This window comes from Curtobacterium sp. MCBD17_026 (assembly GCF_003234895.2).
In the GTDB taxonomy this organism is placed as follows: Bacteria; Actinomycetota; Actinomycetes; order Actinomycetales; family Microbacteriaceae; genus Curtobacterium; species Curtobacterium flaccumfaciens.
In genome coordinates this window covers 3,232,983-3,249,653 of sequence record NZ_CP126281.1, presented here as the reverse complement: position 1 = coordinate 3,249,653, position 16,671 = coordinate 3,232,983, and the positions used below count along the sequence as shown (strand labels likewise).

Sequence of the window (16,671 nt, the reverse complement as noted above, 5' to 3'; positions counted from 1 at the left end):
CAGTTCCCGACATCGGCCCCAGGAGCGGGTGGCTGAGCGGGCATCGTCACGTGCATGAACGAGTCGCTGCCCATCCTCCGAGCCTCCGCCATGCACGAGGCCGGCCTCGACGCCACCACCCTGCGCCGCCGAACCCGGACGCAGGGGGTCGGCCGCCTGGTCCGGGTCGGACCGAACGCCTTCGTCGACGGCGCCGCGTGGGACGCCGCCGGGCCTCGTCAGCGGTACGTCACCCGAGTCTTCGCGCGGCTCGGTCGGCTCGGCACCCGGGCGACGGCGTCGCACCTGTCCGCTGCGGCCCTGCACGGGCTCCCGGCGCTCGGCGGGTGGGACGTCCCGGTGCACGCGACGGTTCCGGAGTCGATGTACCGGGGCAGGAGCGCCGAGCTGATCCTGCACACGAGACCCGTCGGCCGGGGCGAACGGGTCTCAGTCGGTGCGATCGCCGTCACCTCCGTCCCCCGGACCGTCGTCGACATCGCGATGTCCGGCGACCTGCGGGCGGGCGTCGTCATCGCGGACGCCGCGCTGCGACGTGGGTTCGACGACACCGACCTCCGACGAGCGGTTCCTCCGAAGGCCCGCGCCCGAGCCCTGGCGCAGCAGGTGCTCGACCTGGCCGACGCTCGCTCCGGGTCGCCGGCCGAGTCGCTCGCTCGGGTCGTGTTCCGGGAGCTCGGGCTGCCCGAGCCGGTGCTGCAGCAGGAGTTCGTCGTGGACGGCCGTCGGTCCGCAGTCGACTTCTGGTTCCCGGACCACGGGGTCATCGTCGAGATCGACGGACGGGCCAAGTACTCCCAGGAGCGCTACCTGGGCGGCCGGAGCCCGACCGAGGTGTTCCTCGACGAGAAGCGGCGGCACGGTCGATTGCTCACCGTGCCGGGTGTCCGGACGATCATCCGGCTCGAGTGGCGAGACCTCTTCGACCTCGATGCGCTGGCGCTGCGACTCCGACCGGCGGGGCTCCCGTGCGTGGTCCGCCCGGTCCGGAGCGCTCGACGCCGCACAGGGTGACCGTTCGGCACCGGTGAACCGGCACAGCACGCTCTGGCTAGCGTGGCGGCATGGCAGTGCAGGAGATCTGGCTCGTCCGTCACGGCGAATCGGTCGCGAACGTCGCAGCGGCCCGGGCCGAAGCAGCGGGCGACGACGTCATCGACGTCGAGTTCCGGGACGCCGACGTCCCGCTCAGCCCGCTCGGCACCGATCAGTCTCGCGCCCTCGGGCAGGAGCTCGCCGACCGCGGGATCGACGACGTTCCCGTCGCGCTGTGGGTGTCGCCGTACCTCCGTGCACAGCAGACCATCGCGATCGCGCTCGAGGCAGCAGGCCTCGCCGAACCCGAGAAGCGGGTGGACGAGCGGCTGCGCGACCGCGAACTGGGCGTCCTCGATCTGCTGACCATGCAGGGCGTCCGCAACCGGTACCCGGACGAGGAACGCCGCCGGCAGTGGCTCGGCAAGTACTACCACCGGCCTGCGGGCGGGGAGTCGTGGGCGGACGTGATGCTCCGGCTCCGGTCGCTCCTCGGCGACGTCGAGCGGGTCGAAGGTGCCGAGCGCCTGGTGATCGCCGCGCACGACGCTGTGGTGATGCTCGCCGTCGCGGTGTGCCTCGACCTCGACGAGCCGACGCTCATGGAGTTCGCCCGGACCCACGCCGTCGCGAACGCCTCCCTCACCCGACTCCGTCGCGACGCCGGATCGCCGTGGGTGCTCGAGGAGTTCTCCTCCGTCCGGCACCTGGACGACGACGAGGTCACCCAGCACACCGGCCGGAAGGACGACGAACATGTCCACTGAACCCGTCACCCCGAACTTCCTGCGGGACTGGCCACTGCCCGAACCCGGTGCCGGCAAGTACGGCCGCGGGCAGGTGCTCGTCATCGGGGGAGCCGCACGGACGCCGGGAGCAGCGCTGCTCTCCGCGCTCGCCGCACTCCGGGTGGGCGCCGGTCGTCTCACCCTGGCGGTCGGCCGGAGCGTCGCGAACGAGGTCGCGGTCGCCGTGCCCGAGTCCGGGGTCGAACCCCTCGACGAGGACCAGGACGGACACATCGCCGTCGGTGCGATCGAGGGCATCGCCGACAGTGCATCGAGTGCCGACGCCGTGCTGGTCGGGCCGGGGCTCGACGAGCCGGACGGTTCCCGTGACCTCGTGGCCGGACTCGCCGACGTCGTCGGTCCGCACACCACCGTCGTGCTCGACGCCTTCGCCCTCGGGGTGGCCGCCGATGTGCGGGACCGCCTGGAACCGCTGCGGGGACGGCTCGTGATGACGCCGAACTCCGGCGAGGCCGAACGCCTGCTCGGGCGGGAGTGCAGCGACGACGACGTGGCCGACGCCGTGGCGATCGCGAACCGCTTCGGCGCGGTCGTGGCCCTCGGCGACGCCATCGCCACACCGCAGGGTCGGGCGTGGCTCAAGGGCACCGGCTCCGGCGGTCTCGGCACGAGCGGCAGTGGGGACGTGCTGTCCGGAGCGGTCACCGGCCTGCTCGCCCGCGGCGCCGATCCGGCACAGGCCGTGGCGTGGGCGTCCTACGTGCACGCTGCCGCAGGCGACCGACTCGCGGTGCAGGTCGGGCCGCTCGGGTACCTGGCGAGCGAACTCGTGACCGAGATCCCGCGGGTCCTGGTCGAGCTGGGGGCCTGAGCCCGCCCGTTCTTTCCCAGAACGCCCGCGATACCTGGTGCTTCCGGGCGTACCTGCCGAGAACTTCCGACCGGGTATGCCCGAAACGACCGGGTACGCCCGAAACGACCAGGCCGCCCGCCGCCCGCCGCCCGCCCACGGCACTACCCCCGCAGGGACTCCACGGCCTCCTCGATCCGCCGTGCCCGGGTCTCCGGGGCCTTCGCCTGCGTGACGGGGTCGGCGAGTGCCCGCTGCCGCGAGTTCGAGAGGGTGTCGAACGCCGCACGCACGCCGGCCTCCTGCAGCGCGGCGGCCAGGTCCTCCGGCAGGTCGACGGTCCGGGGCAGGGTGTCGACCTCGAGTGCGACCTCGACGGTGTCCCCGGCGGCGATCCCGGCGGCCTCACGGTGCGAGGCTGACAGCGGCACCAGGAACTGCTCGTTCATGACCCCGACGGTGGAGCGGTAGGTGTAGCCCCGGTTGATCGTGACGACCACCGCGGGGCGCTTGCCCGATCCGAGCGCCTCGATGACGGACTCCGGGACGGGGAGTCCGGTCGCCGTCTTCCGTGCTTGCAGGACCGTCGTCGTGAACCGCATCCGTGCCTCCAGGCCTGATGTGGGCGCGACCATGCGCCCAGAACGAGCAAATCGTACAGCCGCACCCGCTGTTCCGCCGCCGTTCACCACGGGAGCACGGGCCGGAAACCGGCCGCGTCCACGATCGACCAGAACCCGGACCCCCGGTCACCTCAGCACCTTCCCCCCCCCGAAAGCCCCACCCGTGCAGCACAAGCGCACCCTGGCCGGCATCGCCCTGGCCGCCGCAGCGATCGTCACCCTCGCCGGATGCTCGGCGACGAGCTCCGCGACCGCCGGCTCCGACGGCGACGCCGACTGGAAGACCGCCACCAGCGCCGAGACCGCCGGCGGCATGGACGCCCTCGTCAAGGCAGCCAAGGCCGAGGGCCAGCTGAACGTCATCGCGCTGCCGCCGTCGTGGGCCAACTACGGCAAGATCATCGACGGCTTCACGAAGAAGTACGGCATCAAGATCAACTCCGCGAACCCGAACGGCTCGAGTGCCGACGAGGTCGCCGCCGTGAAGTCGCAGAAGGGCCAGTCCACCGCGCCCGACGTGCTCGACCTCGGCAACGCGGTGCTGCAGGAGAACCTCGACCTGCTCGCCGACTACAAGGTCGCGAACTGGGACGACATCCCCACCGACCTGAAGGAGAAGGACGGCGCGTGGACGCGTGACTACACCGGCCTGATGTCGATCGGGTACGACTCGTCGAAGATCTCCGACGCCCCGAAGGACCTGCAGGACCTGCTCGGCAGCGAGTACAAGGGCAAGGTCTCGATCGCGGGTGACCCGACGCAGGCCAACCAGGCCGCCTCGGCCGTGTACCTGGCGGCGCTCGAGAACGGCGGCTCGGCCGACGACATCACGAAGGGCGTCGACTACTTCGGCGACCTGAAGAAGGCCGGCAACTTCCAGAACGTGCTGCCGACGCAGGCCACGGTCGCCTCGGGTGAGACCCCGGTCGTCATCCAGTGGTCCTACAACAACCTGGCCTGGGGCCCCGCCGCCGGTGGATCGGGCAACAAGGACTGGAAGACCGTCGTCCCGAAGGGGCAGGCCCTCGGCTCGTACTACTCGCAGGCCATCACCAAGGACGCTCCGCACCCCGCGGCCGCGCGCCTGTGGCAGGAGTACATCGCCAGCCCGGAGGCCCAGAACCTGTACCTGCAGGCCGGCGCCTTCCCCGCCACCCTGCCGGCGATGGAGAAGTCCGGCAAGGTCGACCAGGACGCCCTCGACGCCGCCGGTGGCGCGCCGAAGGACTACGTCGAGCTGACCGACGCGCAGGTCGCCGACGCCGCGAAGGTGCTCAAGGCCAAGTGGTCCTCGACGATGGGGTCCTGAGCAGCATGACCACCGCATCGGCAGACGCGCCCGCGGCGAGCGCTCCGAGCACCGTGCGCCCGGCGTCCGCGCCCGCGCCCGCCGATGCCGTCCGTCGCGGCGCCGGACCCCGTGTCCGGCGTCGCGTCGGCCTCGCCTGGCTGGGGCTGACGCCCTTCGCCGCCTACGTCCTGCTGTTCCTCGCCGTCCCCGCCGTGATCGCGCTCGGCAGTGGCTTCTTCGACGGCTCCGGAGCGTTCACGTTCGCGAACCTCGCGGCCTTCGCCGACCCGTCCGTGCTGCGGGCGTTCGGCGGGTCGTTCGGCCTGTCCGCCGCCTCCGCGGTCATCGGTGCCGTGCTCGGCGCGGTCGTCTGCTGGGCGCTCTCGGCACTGCGGCCGGACGGGCTGGTCCGGTCGATGATCGACTCGGCGGCGAGCGTCCTCGCTCAGTTCGGCGGCGTCATGCTCGCGTTCGCGTTCATCGCCACGATCGGCGTGCAGGGACTCGTCACGACGTGGTTGGTCACGGTCTTCCACGTCGACTTCAACGCGGACGGCGCCTTCCTGTACACCGTGCCCGGGCTCGTGATCCCCTACGTCTACTTCCAGGTGCCGCTCATGGTCCTCACGTTCATGCCCGCACTCGAGGGCGTCAAGGTCCAGTGGGGCGAGGCCGCCGCGACCCTCGGCGCCTCGCGCCTGACGTACTGGCGCCGGATCGCGTTGCCGGTCCTGGCGCCGGCGTTCTGGGGGTCGCTCCTGCTGCTCTTCGCGAACGGCTTCTCGTCGTTCGCCACCGCTGCGGCCCTCATCTCGCAGGGCGGCATCGTGCCGCTCACGATCCGCACGCAGCTCACCAGCGAGACGCTCGTCGGCCTGCAGAACGTCGCCGGGGTGCTCGCGTTCGGCATGGTCCTCGTGATGGCGGTCGTGATGGGCGCCTACTCGCTGCTGCAGCGCCGAGCCGCCAGGTGGCAGCGATGAGCGCGGCGGCCCCGGTCCGCCCGGCGCAGCCTGTTCGGCTCGGAGGCCCGTCCCGCGTCCGCCGCTTCGGCACGGCGCCGTCCCGTGGTGCGGCGGTGACCGTGCTCACCGTGATCGGGCTGCTGTTCGCCGTCCCGCTGGTCGCCCTGCTGCAGTTCACGTTCCGGCAGGGCACCGACGGCGGCCTGACCTTCGCGCACTGGGCGGCGATCGGCGACCCGGCCAACGCGTTCACCTACCAGCCCGTGTTCGACGGGCTCGGGGCGTCGCTGCTCATCGCCGTGATCACCGTCGGGATCGTGCTGCTCGTGCTGCTGCCCGCCCAGATCATCACCGCGCTCCGCTACCCGAGGCTCCGACGCATCCTGGAGTTCGTCTGCATCGTGCCGATCACCGTGCCGGTCGTGGTGCTCGTCGTCGGGTTCATCCCCGTGTACCAGGTGGTCTCGCAGGTCTTCGGCTCCGGCGCCTGGACGCTGGCGTTCGCGATCGGCATCGTCACGCTGCCGTTCGCGTTCCGCCCGATCGCCGCCGCCATCACCGCGATGGACCTGATCGTCCTGTCCGAGGCGGCCCGCTCGCTCGGTGCCTCGTGGTGGACCGTCACCTGGCGTGTGCTCCTGCCGAACCTGCGCCGGGGCATCACCGCCGCGTGCTTCCTCACGATCACCGTCGTCCTCGGTGAGTACACCCTCGCCGCGTTCCTCTCCCGCAGCACGTTCCAGACCGGGCTCGTGCTCGTGCAGGGGACCGACCCGTACGTCGCCGCGATCTTCTCGGTCGCCGCGCTCGTGTTCGGCTTCGTGCTGCTCGTCCTCATCGGCCGCATCGGGACCCGTCGCACGGGCCGAGTCCGCCGCGCCCGCACCACCCGTCGTCCCCGCAACCAGGAGTCCGCATGACCGTCACCGCTCCGGCAGCCCCGGCGTCCCTCGCCACCACCGGTGCCGTCGTCGAACTCCACGCCGTCGAGAAGCACTACGGCGCACACCGGGCGCTCGCGGGACTGTCCCTCCGTGTCGAGCCGGGGGAGTTCGTCTCGCTGCTCGGCCCGTCCGGCTGCGGCAAGACGACGGCGCTCCGCGCGCTCGCGGGCCTTGAGGCGATCGACGCCGGTTCGATCCGCATCGACGGACAGGACGTCGCCGACACCCCGGTCAACAAGCGCGACATCGGCATGGTGTTCCAGCAGTACTCGCTGTTCCCGCACATGACGGTCCGGCAGAACGTCGCCTTCGGCCTCGAGATGCGCAGGGTCCCCGCCGCCGAGCGCAGGAGCCGCGTGGTCGAGGCCCTCGACATGGTCCACCTCGGCGAGTTCGCCGAGCGCTACCCGCACCAGCTCTCCGGTGGGCAGCAGCAGCGCGTCGCCCTGGCCCGTGCCCTGGTCACCCGCCCCCGGGTGCTCCTGCTCGACGAGCCGCTGTCGGCCCTGGACGCGAAGGTCCGGGTCTCGCTGCGCGACGAGATCCGCCGCATCCAGAGCGACCTCGGCATCACCACGGTGTTCGTCACCCACGACCAAGAGGAAGCGCTCGCCGTCTCCGATCGGATCGCCGTGATGCAGGCGGGCGACATCGAGCAGATCGGCACGCCCGAGGAGCTCTACCGCACCCCGTCGTCGGCCTTCACCGCGGACTTCGTCGGTCAGTCGAACCGGCTGCAGGGCGACCTGCGCGGGGGTGACGTCTTCGTGTACGGGTTCCGGGTGCCGGCGCTCGACTCCTCGGCTCCGGACGGCCCGGTGCTCGCCTACGTCCGGCCGGAGGACATCGCCTTCGCCCCCGAGGGCATCACCGGCACCGTCGTCACCTCGAGCTTCCTCGGGTCGATCCGCCGCACCACCGTCCGCCTGGACGACGACACCGTCGTGACCGTCCAGCACGAGGTCGGCGACCGCCGGGCCACCGGCGACCCCGTCGCCGTGCGCCTGCTCGGCGCACCTGTGGCGGTCGCGCCGCTCGCGTAGTCGCGACGAATCCTCGCGCTGAGCGACAGTCCACGCGCGACCAGACGCGTGGACTGTCGCTGCGCCCGAAAGGTCGGGGGACACGGACGGGAGGCCCGTGGCGGCCTGGCACCGCGCCTCCAGACCGGTGGGGTCAGCGCTGGAAGCGCGCCTCGCGCTCGTCCGCCAGCCCGGCCTCGACGCGTGCCCGCATGTTCTCCGACATGTCGGGCAGTGCGTCGAGCCGAGCCCAGAACGCCTCGGTGTTCTCGCCGTCGGCGGGGTTCGGCGTCCCGGAGACGTACCGGCAGGCGAAGACCAGGTCGAGGTACTGCGACCGGTCGCCGTTCGGGTAGGTCATCTCGGGCAGCACCTGCACCCAGGCCAGGCGTTCGGCGACGGCGACGACGTCGGCTTCCTCGAGGACCTCGCGTTCGGCGGCCACGGCGGGTTCCTCGCCCGGGTCGACGATCCCGGTGACCGGGGTGTAGGCACCCGTGTCGGCCCGTCGCACCACGAGCAGTTCGCGCTCGGCGCCGGAGCCGCGCGTCACGATCGCGCTCACGCCCGACAGCCAGAGCGGCGCTGTGCCGATCTTCTCGCGCAGGGACAGGACGAAGTCGGGGGTCGGCATGCCCCCACGCTACCCAAACGACCCCTGTCGCAGACTGGTCATGACCAGTAGGCTGGGCGTGTGGAGATCATCATCCTGCCCACGCCGGACGAGGTCGGTCGCGTCGCCGCGGCCAAGATCGCGTCCGTCGTCGCCAAGAAGCCGTCCGCCGTCATCGGTCTCGCCACCGGATCCAGCCCGCAGGGCATCTACACCGACCTGCAGCGCCGGGTGCGGGCGGGCGAGATCTCGTTCGCCGAGGCCCGTGGGTTCGCCCTCGACGAGTACGTCGGCATCCCGCTCGAGCACCCCGAGTCCTACGCGGCCGTGATCGCCCGCGACGTCGTGGCGCCCCTCGGCTTCGACGCGTCGCGCGTGCGGGTGCCGGACGGCCGTGCCGCCGACCTGGAGTTCGCGGCCAAGGAGTACGACGCCGCGATCCGTGCCGCCGGTGGGATCGACGTGCAGATCCTCGGCATCGGGGCCAACGGCCACATCGGGTTCAACGAGCCGACCTCGTCGTTCGCCTCGCGCACCCGCATCAAGACCCTCGCACCGTCGACCCGTGACGCCAACGCGCGCTTCTTCGACTCGCCGGAGCAGGTCCCGACGCACTGCATGACGCAGGGGCTCGGCACCATCCTCGAGGCCCGCGAGCTCGTCCTCGTCGCCCAGGGTCCGACGAAGGCGGCGGCCGTGGCCGCTGCGATCGAGGGGCCGCTCAGCTCCTTCGTGCCCGGTTCGGCCCTGCAGCTGCACGAGCACGCGACCGTCGTCGTCGACGAGGAAGCCGCCGCCGGCCTGCAGCTCGCCGACTACTACCGCTACACGTACGCGAACAAGCCGGCCTGGCAGCGGTTCGAGTAGGCCGCCGCCGGCGTCTTGCTCAGACGCCGGCGTCTTGGTGCGGTCAGACGCCGGCGTCTTGCTCAGACGCCGCCCGAGCACTGACACGCCGCCGAATTCGGGGGCGTGTCGATGGCTGCAGGGCGTCGCACGCGCACGCCGGCGTCTTCCGGCCAGGTCCGGTGTTCAGGCGCGCGCGGCTGCGGCGAGGCGGCTGAGCCCCTCGTCGAGGGTCTCCGCCGAGCACCCGAAGTTCAGCCGCGCGAAGCCCCGGCCCTGCCGTCCGAACGCCGGGCCGGAGCCGAGCGCCACCTTCGCCCGGTCGACGAGCTCCGCCGCGGGGTCGTCGCCCCACGGCAGCGCCCGCAGGTCGAGCCACGCCAGGTACGACGCCTGCGGCTGCCGGTACTCGGCGCCGGGCAGCACGCCGCCGATGCGCTCGGCCAGGGTGCGTCGGTTCGCGGCGAGCTCGGTGAGCAGTGACGCCAGCCACGGCCCGCCCTCGCTGAAGGCCGCGACGCTCGCGGTGTAGCCGAGGATGCCGGTGCGCTCGACGACCTCGGTCGGCAGGCCGTCGAACCAGGCGCGGGCCCGCTCCGAGGCGCCGATCATCATCGCGCACTTCGTGCCGGCGAGGTTCCAGGCCTTGCTCGCACTCGTCAGGGCGACGCCGAGCGATGCGGCCTCGGGGCAGGACTCCAGGAACGGGGTGAACACCGCGTCGGCGTGCACGAGCGGCGCGTGGATCTCGTCCGACACCACGACGGCGTCCCACTCGGCGGCGAGCTGGGCGAGTGCGACGATCGATGCGCGGTCGTGCACCAGGCCCAGGGGGTTGTGCGGGTTGCAGAGCAGCACCGTGCGGGCTCCGTCGGCGAACGCCTGCGCGAGGCCGTCCAGGTCCATCCGCCAGCCGGCCGTGGTGTCGAAGGGGTCGACGGGACCGGCTGGTGCGAGCAGCGGGACCTCGGTGACGGTACCGCCGGCCTCGGACACGTACTCCCAGAACGGCGGGTACACGGGCGGCATGACGACCACCTGGTCACCCGGCTCGATGACCCGGCGCAGCACCTCGACCGCAGCGACCGACACGTCCGTGGTGGTGCGGACCAGGTCGGGGTCGACCCGCCATGCCCACCGGCTCTCGGCGAAGTCGGCGAAGGCCTCGGGCAGGGCCCGCCCGTGCCCGACGTACCCGGTGTCGCCGTTCGTCACCGCGGTGACCAGGGCGTCGCGGATCGGTTCGGCGAGCATGCTGTCCATCTCGGCGACGAACATGGGGAGCACGTCCGGCGGGTAGGCCGTGTACTTCTCGCTCGTGCGGGACCGGTACGCATCGAAGACGGACACCATGACGCTCATGCGCCCATCCTGACAGCGAGCCCCGCCGGGCGCGAGGGCGGTGGTCAGGCCGGGCGGAGTCCCGCCAGCAGCACCTCGACGTGCCGGTCGGCACCGTTCCGTGCGACACTCGCCCGATGGTGGGGGTGGACGACGCAGCGACGGACGACCCGGTGGGTTTGGAGTACGCGCGGCTCGAGCGAGAGCGTCGGAGGGGCCGCGGTGCCCGGGTGGAGCGCCGCGTCGCGCTCGCCGCGGTGTTGGTGCTCTGCGTCGTTCCCGTCGCGATGTTCGCCACGATCGTCTCGACGCTGCGCCTGTTCGGGGACAACGTCGAGAGTCCCGGTGCGGTCCACACCTACGAGTTCCTGCTCGTCCTCGGGCCCGTCGCCTTCTTCGTCGCCGTGTTGTTCGGCGTCCGGACGGGGCGCACCGGCGTCGTGGTGACCGCCCTCGTCACGGCACCGATCGTGCTCGTCGCCGCGTACGTGCTCGCCGTCCCGCAGGGGCGCTGGAACCAGACGGACAGCGACCCCGGGCGGGATCGCCACGTTCCGGCCTGCTTCAGCGGCACCGACGACTGTGCGGAGTACGGCGGCTGACCCCGAGCCCGTACGGAGCCCGTCGCCGAACCCGACGTGAACAGCGGGAGAGCGCTCGGTGACGAAAGCGGCGTCCCCCGTCCGAGGGGGCTAGCGTCACGAACGTGAACCGATCTCGCGTGCACCGTCGCCCGCTCGTCCGTCCGCTCCCGCTCGCCGCGGTGGCCACGATCGCCGCACTGCTGGGCACGGGGATCGTCGCCGCGCCGGCGGTGGCCTCGCCGTCGACGCAGACCGGACCGACCGTGACCGATCCGGCTCGGTACGTCGACCCCTTCATCGGCACGAGCAACAACGGCAACACCTGGCCAGGGGCCACCGCGCCGTTCGGCATGGTGCAGTGGAGTCCCACCGGTACCGCGGGCGATCAGACCTCGACCCCGGTCGCGAACGGCTACTCGTACGACGTGAACCGGCTGCGCGGCTTCAGCCTGACGCACCTCAACGGGGCCGGGTGTGCTCCGGGTGCTGCCGGGGACGTGCCGATCATGCCGGTCACGACCCCGGTCACGACCTCGCCGTCGGCCGACGCGAAGGACGCCGTCTACGCCGCCGGGTACTCCCACGACCAGGAGTCCGCGAGCCCCGGCCGCTACGGCGTCACGCTCGACAACGGCGTCCGCACCGACCTCGCCGTCACCACGCGTGCCGGCGTCGGCGCGTTCACGTTCCCGGCCGGCAAGGACGCGAACCTGCTGTTCCGGACCTCGAACTCGATCAACGGCAGCGAGGCCGCGATCACCAGCGTCGACCCCCGCACCCGCACGGTCAGCGGCAGCGTCCTGACGGGCGGCTTCTGCAGCCGCCGTGCGAACGGCGGCGGCGCCACCAACCCGGACCGCCGCAGCTACTACCGCCTCTACTTCACCGCGACCTTCGACACGGCGTTCGCGAGCACCGGTACCTGGAAGGACGGCACGGTCCAGCCTGGAGGCACGTCCTCCTCCGGTGGGGAGGGTTACCTGACCGGCGCCGACCGCGCCGGTCGCGGCTCCGGCGCGTGGGTCGGGTTCGACGCGCGTCGCGGAGCGACGGTGCAGGCGAAGATCGGCATCTCGTACGTGAGCGCGGCCGGAGCGGTCGCCAACCGTGACGGCGAGGTGACCAAGCGATCGACCGTCGCCAGCGTGGCGGCCGGCACACGGGCCTCCTGGAACCGTGAACTGTCGCGCCTGCGCGTCGGCGGCGGCACGGCGGACCGGACCACCCAGCTGTACACGTCGGTCTACCACGCACTCATGCAGCCGAACACGCTGAACGACCGCGACGGGCGCTACCTCGGGCCGGACCTGCGGGTGCACCGGATGGACCGCGGACACCGGGCCGTCTACGGCACGTACTCCGGGTGGGACCAGTACCGGGCGCAGATCCAGCTGCTCGCACTGCTTCGGCCGGACGTCGCCGGGGACATGGCGCAGTCGATGCTCCGGTTCGCCGAGCAGAACGGCGGCGTGTGGGACCGGTGGCTGCACCTCGGTGCACCGACGCACGTGATGACCGGCGACCCCTCGGCGGCCACGCTCGCCACCTGGTACGCCATGGGGGTCCGGAACTTCGACGTCCGGGCCGCCTACGCCTCGCTCAAACGCCAGGCGACGGTCGAGAACGCGGACGCCGAGAGCGACATCGGGTGCCCGGGGCAGTGCCTGGCGCAGCGCCCCGCACTCGACGAGTACCTGGAGCGGCAGTACGCGGCGAACGACGACTGCTCCTGCTGGGGTGGTGCGGCCGAGACCCTCGAGGACTCGATCTCGGACAGTGCGCTCGGGTACTGGGCGGGGGCGATGGGGCTCCACTCCGACGCCCGGATGTTCGCCGAGCGGGGGACCTACTGGAAGAACACCTTCAACGCCGCCGTCGGGTACCAGGCCGCGCGGCAGGCCGACGGCTCGTGGACGCCGGGCTGGTCGCCGTCGACAGGGACCGGGTTCGCGCAGGGCACCAGCGCGCAGTACACCTGGCTCGTGCCGCAGGACGTGCAGGGACTGTCGAGCGCGCTCGGCGGTGACGACGCCGCGGTCGCACGGCTCGACGACTTCTTCCACGACGCCTCGGGCAACTGGGCCGTCACGGGCGGCGACGCGACGAAGTTCGACCCGACGAACGAGCCCGACATCCACACGCCGTGGATGTACAACGCGCTCGGCAAGCCCTGGAAGACGCAGGAGACCGTGCGGCAGGTCGTGGACGACGCCTACTCGACCGGCCCGGGCGGCCTGCCGGGCAACGACGACCTCGGCACGATGAGCGCCTGGTACGTCTTCGCCTCGATCGGCTTGTTCCCGCAGACGCCCGGGCGAGCGGAGATGCTCATCGGCAGCCCGACGTTCAGCACCGTGGACATCCGGCGGTCGAGCGGGGAGCGGATCGTCATCCGGTCCTCGGGGACCGAGCCGTACGTGCAGGGAGCCCGGTTGAACGGGCGGACCCTCGAGCGGTCCTGGGTACCGGCGTCCTTCGTGACGCGGGGCGGCACGCTGTCGCTCCGGGTCGGGGACACGGCGGACACGTCGTGGGCGAGCGACGAGCGGGGGCGCCCGGTCGACCACTGAGGGCGCGAGCGCAACTCGTGCCCGCGGTGCCGCCCAAATCATTGACCAGTAGTAGCTGTCCGGATCGTAAAAATGCCACTCGCACATGGACGGGTACCCGACGGTAGCGCCGATTCGGCCGCCTTCAGCGTTAGAAGGCTCGACAGAATGGTCGCCGGCCTCGCGGCTGTCGATATCGAGGTCGAGCGTGAGTCTCACCGGAGGCGCCTGGACCGCCAACTAGGTCCTCAGAGACGTCAACGCTCGCGTTCACCTACCAGTCTTCAAGATGTAGAGACGGTCGAGTTTGAACGCGATACGCGACCTCGTCGAAGGAAAAAAATTCCTCGTTCAGCGACCATCCGCGCAAGGCGCGTGAGTTGATTGCGCACTCGGACTTTCGGCCGGGCGGCAGATCTCGTGACCATTACCGTAGTGGTCTCGCTGGGGCCCGCCATGTTCGAAGAGCCGGATGACCTCAGCTCGACATCGGTGCATTACCACGGAGTGCTAGGCGCTCGGGGATAGCGGAGACCGAGCGCCGCCGGGAGCCCGGTAGTCAGTTCCGGGAACTAGTTCAACAGGGCACAATCAGCATGCACGGCCACGTTCCGGAGAACGATCGGGTATATCTAGAGGTCGAACGCAGGCATCAAAGTTTGTCCCGAAAGAACCGGTGAATCCATCGATACCGGTCGTTCGCGGCCTCAGGCAAACTGCCATTACCCTCCTCAACGCCGCTTTCTTTGTCGCCGCGAAGGCTGCTGCCGTTGCCCACCGTGCGCTCGTGGGGCTGGTTGCTGCACCGGCACGGCCCCCTGCATCTCCTTCCAAATCTCACGCTCGTCGTCGTTCATCAACGCTGGTATCGAGAAGTACTTTACCGCCTGCAATTCGCCGTGCTCGTTAAAGGCGAAAAGTGCACCTCGCCTCACCTTGAGAAAATTGCCTTTCGCATGAATGTAGGGGACCAATGCATCGAGATCTGCGGATCGTATCGGACTGGCCCGACTATGCCAAACAAAAAGCCAGCCCCCGTCGTCGAGTGTGGGCACAAGTTCCACCCGAGTGTGCTCCTTGCCATCATGTTTCGTTCTCCGCGCGAGCACGGGGCCGTAGCTCGCATAATTTCTTTGGGTGCGGGTATCCCCGGCCAATAAAGTTGCACTGATGGAGTAGCGCCCAAAGATGCCGAGCCTATCAATATGGAAAATCAGCTCGTCCACGGCCCGAGCTCCTCGCCGAGGTTTGACGGCGGTCGATACAAATCTTGCTGCCCCTCGTTGTTTTGGCGCAACGTTCTCGAGGTACCAGGCGTCGAGCGCATCAGTCCGGCTTGTGATGAAGCCGCCTTCTTGACTCTGCCAGGATAGTCGTGCTCGTGCAGAAATTTCGGGCAAAGTAGGAAAGCGTCGCTTCAGAGCTTCAGGATCTTCTTGAACACGAAGACCGGTCTCCCAATAGTACATAAAGAGATCGAGCTCGTCCGGTGCCGTGTACAGCACCGTTGCTTTGAGGTGGCGGCGCCTCCTAAGATAAAGCAGAAAATCTGCTGGATGTTCCGTGAGTTCGGCGATCAGCTGGAGATCATGAACTGACACCGTCCAGGGGATTGACTCCTGTCTGACGAGCCCTGCTTTGATCAGTTCTGATGTCGCGGTCGAGATTGACGACAAATCGTCCAGGCTCACTGCTATGGAGTGGACCTCACGAATGTGTCTCAGGTCTAGCCAGCCCTCCCCGTTCAAGCGGAGCCCGCCGTCTTCTCGAATCCGCAGTGCGAGACGCTCCGCTTGGTCCGCTGCTTTCGTGATGATGCCGACGAGGTCGCGACGAAGGCGCTTGATCATTCCGGCGCGAGCGGGTGCAGAGAAGGCTACTGCCTTATCCTCAACGATTATCGCGACGTCATCTATCACAACCAGGTGATCACCCTCGACTCGCTTCGTGTATCGCTCGGGAGATAGTTCCGCTTCGGAGGCGTTGGCAGGTACGAAATAGAGAATCTCATCATGGAAAGATGCAGTCGGGAACAAGCGCAACAGCGCTTCGTGCGTCTTTGATTCGAGGAGTCGGCCCCGATGGTGCTGATATATTTCCCAGGGCTTTTGTTTCGTGCTCTGCAGTGCGGCCTCACATTTAAGGCGGACGGCTTCAATGAGCAGCGTAGGATCGGCCATCATGACTCGGCCGGACGCTGTTCGAAGGATCGGATTCTCGCGCAGTTGATTATCGCCGGCTAGGAATTTGGTGGTGGTGTCGAATATATGCTCCGTAGGCAGCGGTCTGAAAGTGAAGGAATCTATCACCGCCGACACCACGCCCTGGCTGGCACCAGTGAAGAGGGCAAGCTCTTCCGCGCTTACCGTTACGGAAGGCCCTGTGGGATTCATGGCAACGATAAATGCCCGCTGATCTACGAGTAAATCCGGATGAGGGCCGATGTTCTGCTCGGCCTGCCCGGCTTGCCCGGCTTGCCCGGCTACCGTTGCTGCGCGGCGCGCTTCTGCAACTCGCCTATTGAAGTACTCGATCTGGAGATCATGCAGCCCCTTCAATATATTCAGGGCTTGGGCCGCATTGAATCCCAGTAGTGTCTTCAAGCTTTCTTCGATCTCGAGGCCGGTGAAGAGATCTCGGACGGTGTTCTCGACCATGTCCGGGTATGAGGTGGCACGGACGGCAACCTCCGTCGCCTGTGCCATGGTCTGCATCAGCGCGATCGAGTCGGTACGGTCTACTGTGAGCGTGGCCCGCATCATTCCTAGGTCGAGCAGGTCGGACATCATCTGCAAGAGCTCCGGTATGACAGTCGCTGCCGCGGCGTGTCGTTTTGGGCCGATCAGTGGAGACCTTGTCATCAACAAAATTGCTGCGAGTTCGGTGATGACAAAGCTGTTGTCCGCTCCCGCCTGATAGGTGGGTAGCCCACCGTGCCAAGGCAACGCAGCCAACCTAACCTGCTCGAGAGTCTCGAACGAATCAAAGCCGAGGGTTGCTTGCTCGAATGCGTTTAGGATTTTCTTGAGTTTCTCGTCAACGTCCGACAAAGGGGCATCTGCGTCGAGAGTTTTGTGTAGGGCGAAGGCTTTAACTACTGACTTGCGAATCGCCTCTGCGTGCACGTCGTCGAGGGCGGCTTCCCCATTAATGCGCGGCGTCGTGGCATCGGACATACGGTGAGTCTAGAGGGGTGCTGCCTCAGCCCGCCATCGAGACTGTGTCCATTCCGTCGAAGTAGGAGTCTCGTTTGACTACG

Annotated in this window: 14 protein-coding genes; 10 read left to right on the top strand and 4 right to left on the bottom strand. The window is 69.2% G+C overall.

What is annotated here, in order from left to right; all coding sequences use genetic code 11:
- Positions 1-54: 54 nt before the first annotated feature.
- Genes DEI85_RS15410 through DEI85_RS15400 form a run of 3 tightly spaced genes read left to right on the top strand, consistent with a single transcriptional unit; the run spans position 55 to position 2,655 of the window.
- Positions 55-1,014 carry a hypothetical protein gene (locus tag DEI85_RS15410; protein ID WP_111124314.1) on the top strand — a complete coding sequence of 320 codons (960 nt, stop codon included), beginning with the start codon at positions 55-57 and terminating at the stop codon, positions 1,012-1,014.
- Between the two features lie 50 nt (positions 1,015-1,064).
- Entirely contained in the window at positions 1,065-1,802 is a 738-nt protein-coding gene (locus DEI85_RS15405) for a histidine phosphatase family protein (RefSeq protein WP_111124315.1), read from the top strand.
- A complete protein-coding gene (locus DEI85_RS15400) occupies positions 1,792-2,655 on the top strand; it encodes an NAD(P)H-hydrate dehydratase (RefSeq protein WP_111124316.1) in 864 nt (287 codons plus the stop codon). Before DEI85_RS15405 ends, DEI85_RS15400 begins: the two co-directional genes overlap by 11 nt.
- A gap of 143 nt (positions 2,656-2,798) precedes the next feature.
- Here DEI85_RS15400 and DEI85_RS15395 read toward each other — a convergent pair whose 3' ends face one another.
- Positions 2,799-3,236, bottom strand: coding sequence for a YdeI/OmpD-associated family protein (locus DEI85_RS15395; RefSeq protein WP_111124317.1), 438 nt, complete (start codon positions 3,234-3,236; stop codon positions 2,799-2,801).
- A gap of 184 nt (positions 3,237-3,420) precedes the next feature.
- On the opposite strand from DEI85_RS15395, the gene DEI85_RS15390 reads away from it, so the two are divergent.
- The 4 genes from DEI85_RS15390 to DEI85_RS15375 are packed head-to-tail and all read left to right on the top strand — an operon-like array spanning position 3,421 to position 7,500.
- Positions 3,421-4,566 carry an ABC transporter substrate-binding protein gene (locus DEI85_RS15390; protein WP_111124318.1) on the top strand — a complete coding sequence of 382 codons (1,146 nt, stop codon included), beginning with the start codon at positions 3,421-3,423 and terminating at the stop codon, positions 4,564-4,566.
- A 5-nt stretch (positions 4,567-4,571) separates the two neighbouring features.
- A complete protein-coding gene (locus tag DEI85_RS15385) occupies positions 4,572-5,531 on the top strand; it encodes an ABC transporter permease (protein WP_258376408.1) in 960 nt (319 codons plus the stop codon).
- Complete coding sequence (locus tag DEI85_RS15380) at positions 5,528-6,433, top strand: ABC transporter permease (RefSeq protein ID WP_258376409.1); 906 nt, start codon at positions 5,528-5,530, stop codon at positions 6,431-6,433. The genes DEI85_RS15385 and DEI85_RS15380 overlap by 4 nt, the downstream gene beginning before the upstream one ends.
- Positions 6,430-7,500 (top strand): ABC transporter ATP-binding protein, encoded by a 1,071-nt coding sequence (locus DEI85_RS15375; protein WP_071245369.1) that lies wholly within the window; start codon positions 6,430-6,432, stop codon positions 7,498-7,500. The genes DEI85_RS15380 and DEI85_RS15375 overlap by 4 nt, the downstream gene beginning before the upstream one ends.
- A gap of 133 nt (positions 7,501-7,633) precedes the next feature.
- Here DEI85_RS15375 and DEI85_RS15370 read toward each other — a convergent pair whose 3' ends face one another.
- The gene (locus DEI85_RS15370) at positions 7,634-8,113 is read right to left on the bottom strand and encodes an NUDIX hydrolase (protein ID WP_027466654.1); all 480 of its coding nucleotides are present in this window, start codon (positions 8,111-8,113) and stop codon (positions 7,634-7,636) included.
- Positions 8,114-8,173: 60 nt separating this feature from the next.
- Between DEI85_RS15370 and nagB the strand changes: the two genes are divergently transcribed.
- Positions 8,174-8,959: a glucosamine-6-phosphate deaminase gene (nagB, locus tag DEI85_RS15365; RefSeq protein WP_111124321.1), complete on the top strand. Its 786-nt coding sequence runs from the start codon at positions 8,174-8,176 to the stop codon at positions 8,957-8,959.
- Positions 8,960-9,124: 165 nt separating this feature from the next.
- On the opposite strand, the gene DEI85_RS15360 is transcribed toward nagB, so the two are convergent.
- On the bottom strand, positions 9,125-10,300 hold the full coding sequence (locus DEI85_RS15360; RefSeq protein WP_111124322.1) for a MalY/PatB family protein: 1,176 nt from the start codon (positions 10,298-10,300) through the stop codon (positions 9,125-9,127).
- A 116-nt stretch (positions 10,301-10,416) separates the two neighbouring features.
- On the opposite strand from DEI85_RS15360, the gene DEI85_RS15355 reads away from it, so the two are divergent.
- Together DEI85_RS15355 and DEI85_RS15350 are read left to right on the top strand one after the other, a co-directional pair.
- The gene (locus tag DEI85_RS15355) at positions 10,417-10,881 is read left to right on the top strand and encodes a hypothetical protein (RefSeq protein WP_146249049.1); all 465 of its coding nucleotides are present in this window, start codon (positions 10,417-10,419) and stop codon (positions 10,879-10,881) included.
- Positions 10,882-10,985: 104 nt separating this feature from the next.
- The gene (locus DEI85_RS15350) at positions 10,986-13,433 is read left to right on the top strand and encodes a GH92 family glycosyl hydrolase (RefSeq protein ID WP_258376410.1); all 2,448 of its coding nucleotides are present in this window, start codon (positions 10,986-10,988) and stop codon (positions 13,431-13,433) included.
- 710 nt (positions 13,434-14,143) lie between these two features.
- Here the strand turns inward: DEI85_RS15350 and DEI85_RS15345 are convergent.
- Positions 14,144-16,588 carry a hypothetical protein gene (locus DEI85_RS15345; protein ID WP_146249050.1) on the bottom strand — a complete coding sequence of 815 codons (2,445 nt, stop codon included), beginning with the start codon at positions 16,586-16,588 and terminating at the stop codon, positions 14,144-14,146.
- Positions 16,589-16,671: the final 83 nt, after the last annotated feature.

Excerpts from the sequence above, each read along its gene's own strand:
- DEI85_RS15385 (WP_258376408.1), top strand. The coding sequence starts at position 4,572 with ATGACCACCGCATCGGCAGACGCGCCCGCGGCGAGCGCTCCGAGCACC.
- DEI85_RS15375 (WP_071245369.1), top strand. The coding sequence starts at position 6,430 with ATGACCGTCACCGCTCCGGCAGCCCCGGCGTCCCTCGCCACCACCGGT.
- DEI85_RS15380 (WP_258376409.1), top strand. The coding sequence starts at position 5,528 with ATGAGCGCGGCGGCCCCGGTCCGCCCGGCGCAGCCTGTTCGGCTCGGA.
- DEI85_RS15345 (WP_146249050.1), bottom strand. The coding sequence starts at position 16,588 with ATGTCCGATGCCACGACGCCGCGCATTAATGGGGAAGCCGCCCTCGAC.
- DEI85_RS15370 (WP_027466654.1), bottom strand. The coding sequence starts at position 8,113 with ATGCCGACCCCCGACTTCGTCCTGTCCCTGCGCGAGAAGATCGGCACA.
- DEI85_RS15355 (WP_146249049.1), top strand. The coding sequence starts at position 10,417 with ATGGTGGGGGTGGACGACGCAGCGACGGACGACCCGGTGGGTTTGGAG.
- DEI85_RS15395 (WP_111124317.1), bottom strand. The coding sequence starts at position 3,236 with ATGCGGTTCACGACGACGGTCCTGCAAGCACGGAAGACGGCGACCGGA.
- DEI85_RS15400 (WP_111124316.1), top strand. The coding sequence starts at position 1,792 with ATGTCCACTGAACCCGTCACCCCGAACTTCCTGCGGGACTGGCCACTG.
- DEI85_RS15360 (WP_111124322.1), bottom strand. The coding sequence starts at position 10,300 with ATGAGCGTCATGGTGTCCGTCTTCGATGCGTACCGGTCCCGCACGAGC.
- DEI85_RS15410 (WP_111124314.1), top strand. The coding sequence starts at position 55 with ATGAACGAGTCGCTGCCCATCCTCCGAGCCTCCGCCATGCACGAGGCC.
- DEI85_RS15405 (WP_111124315.1), top strand. The coding sequence starts at position 1,065 with ATGGCAGTGCAGGAGATCTGGCTCGTCCGTCACGGCGAATCGGTCGCG.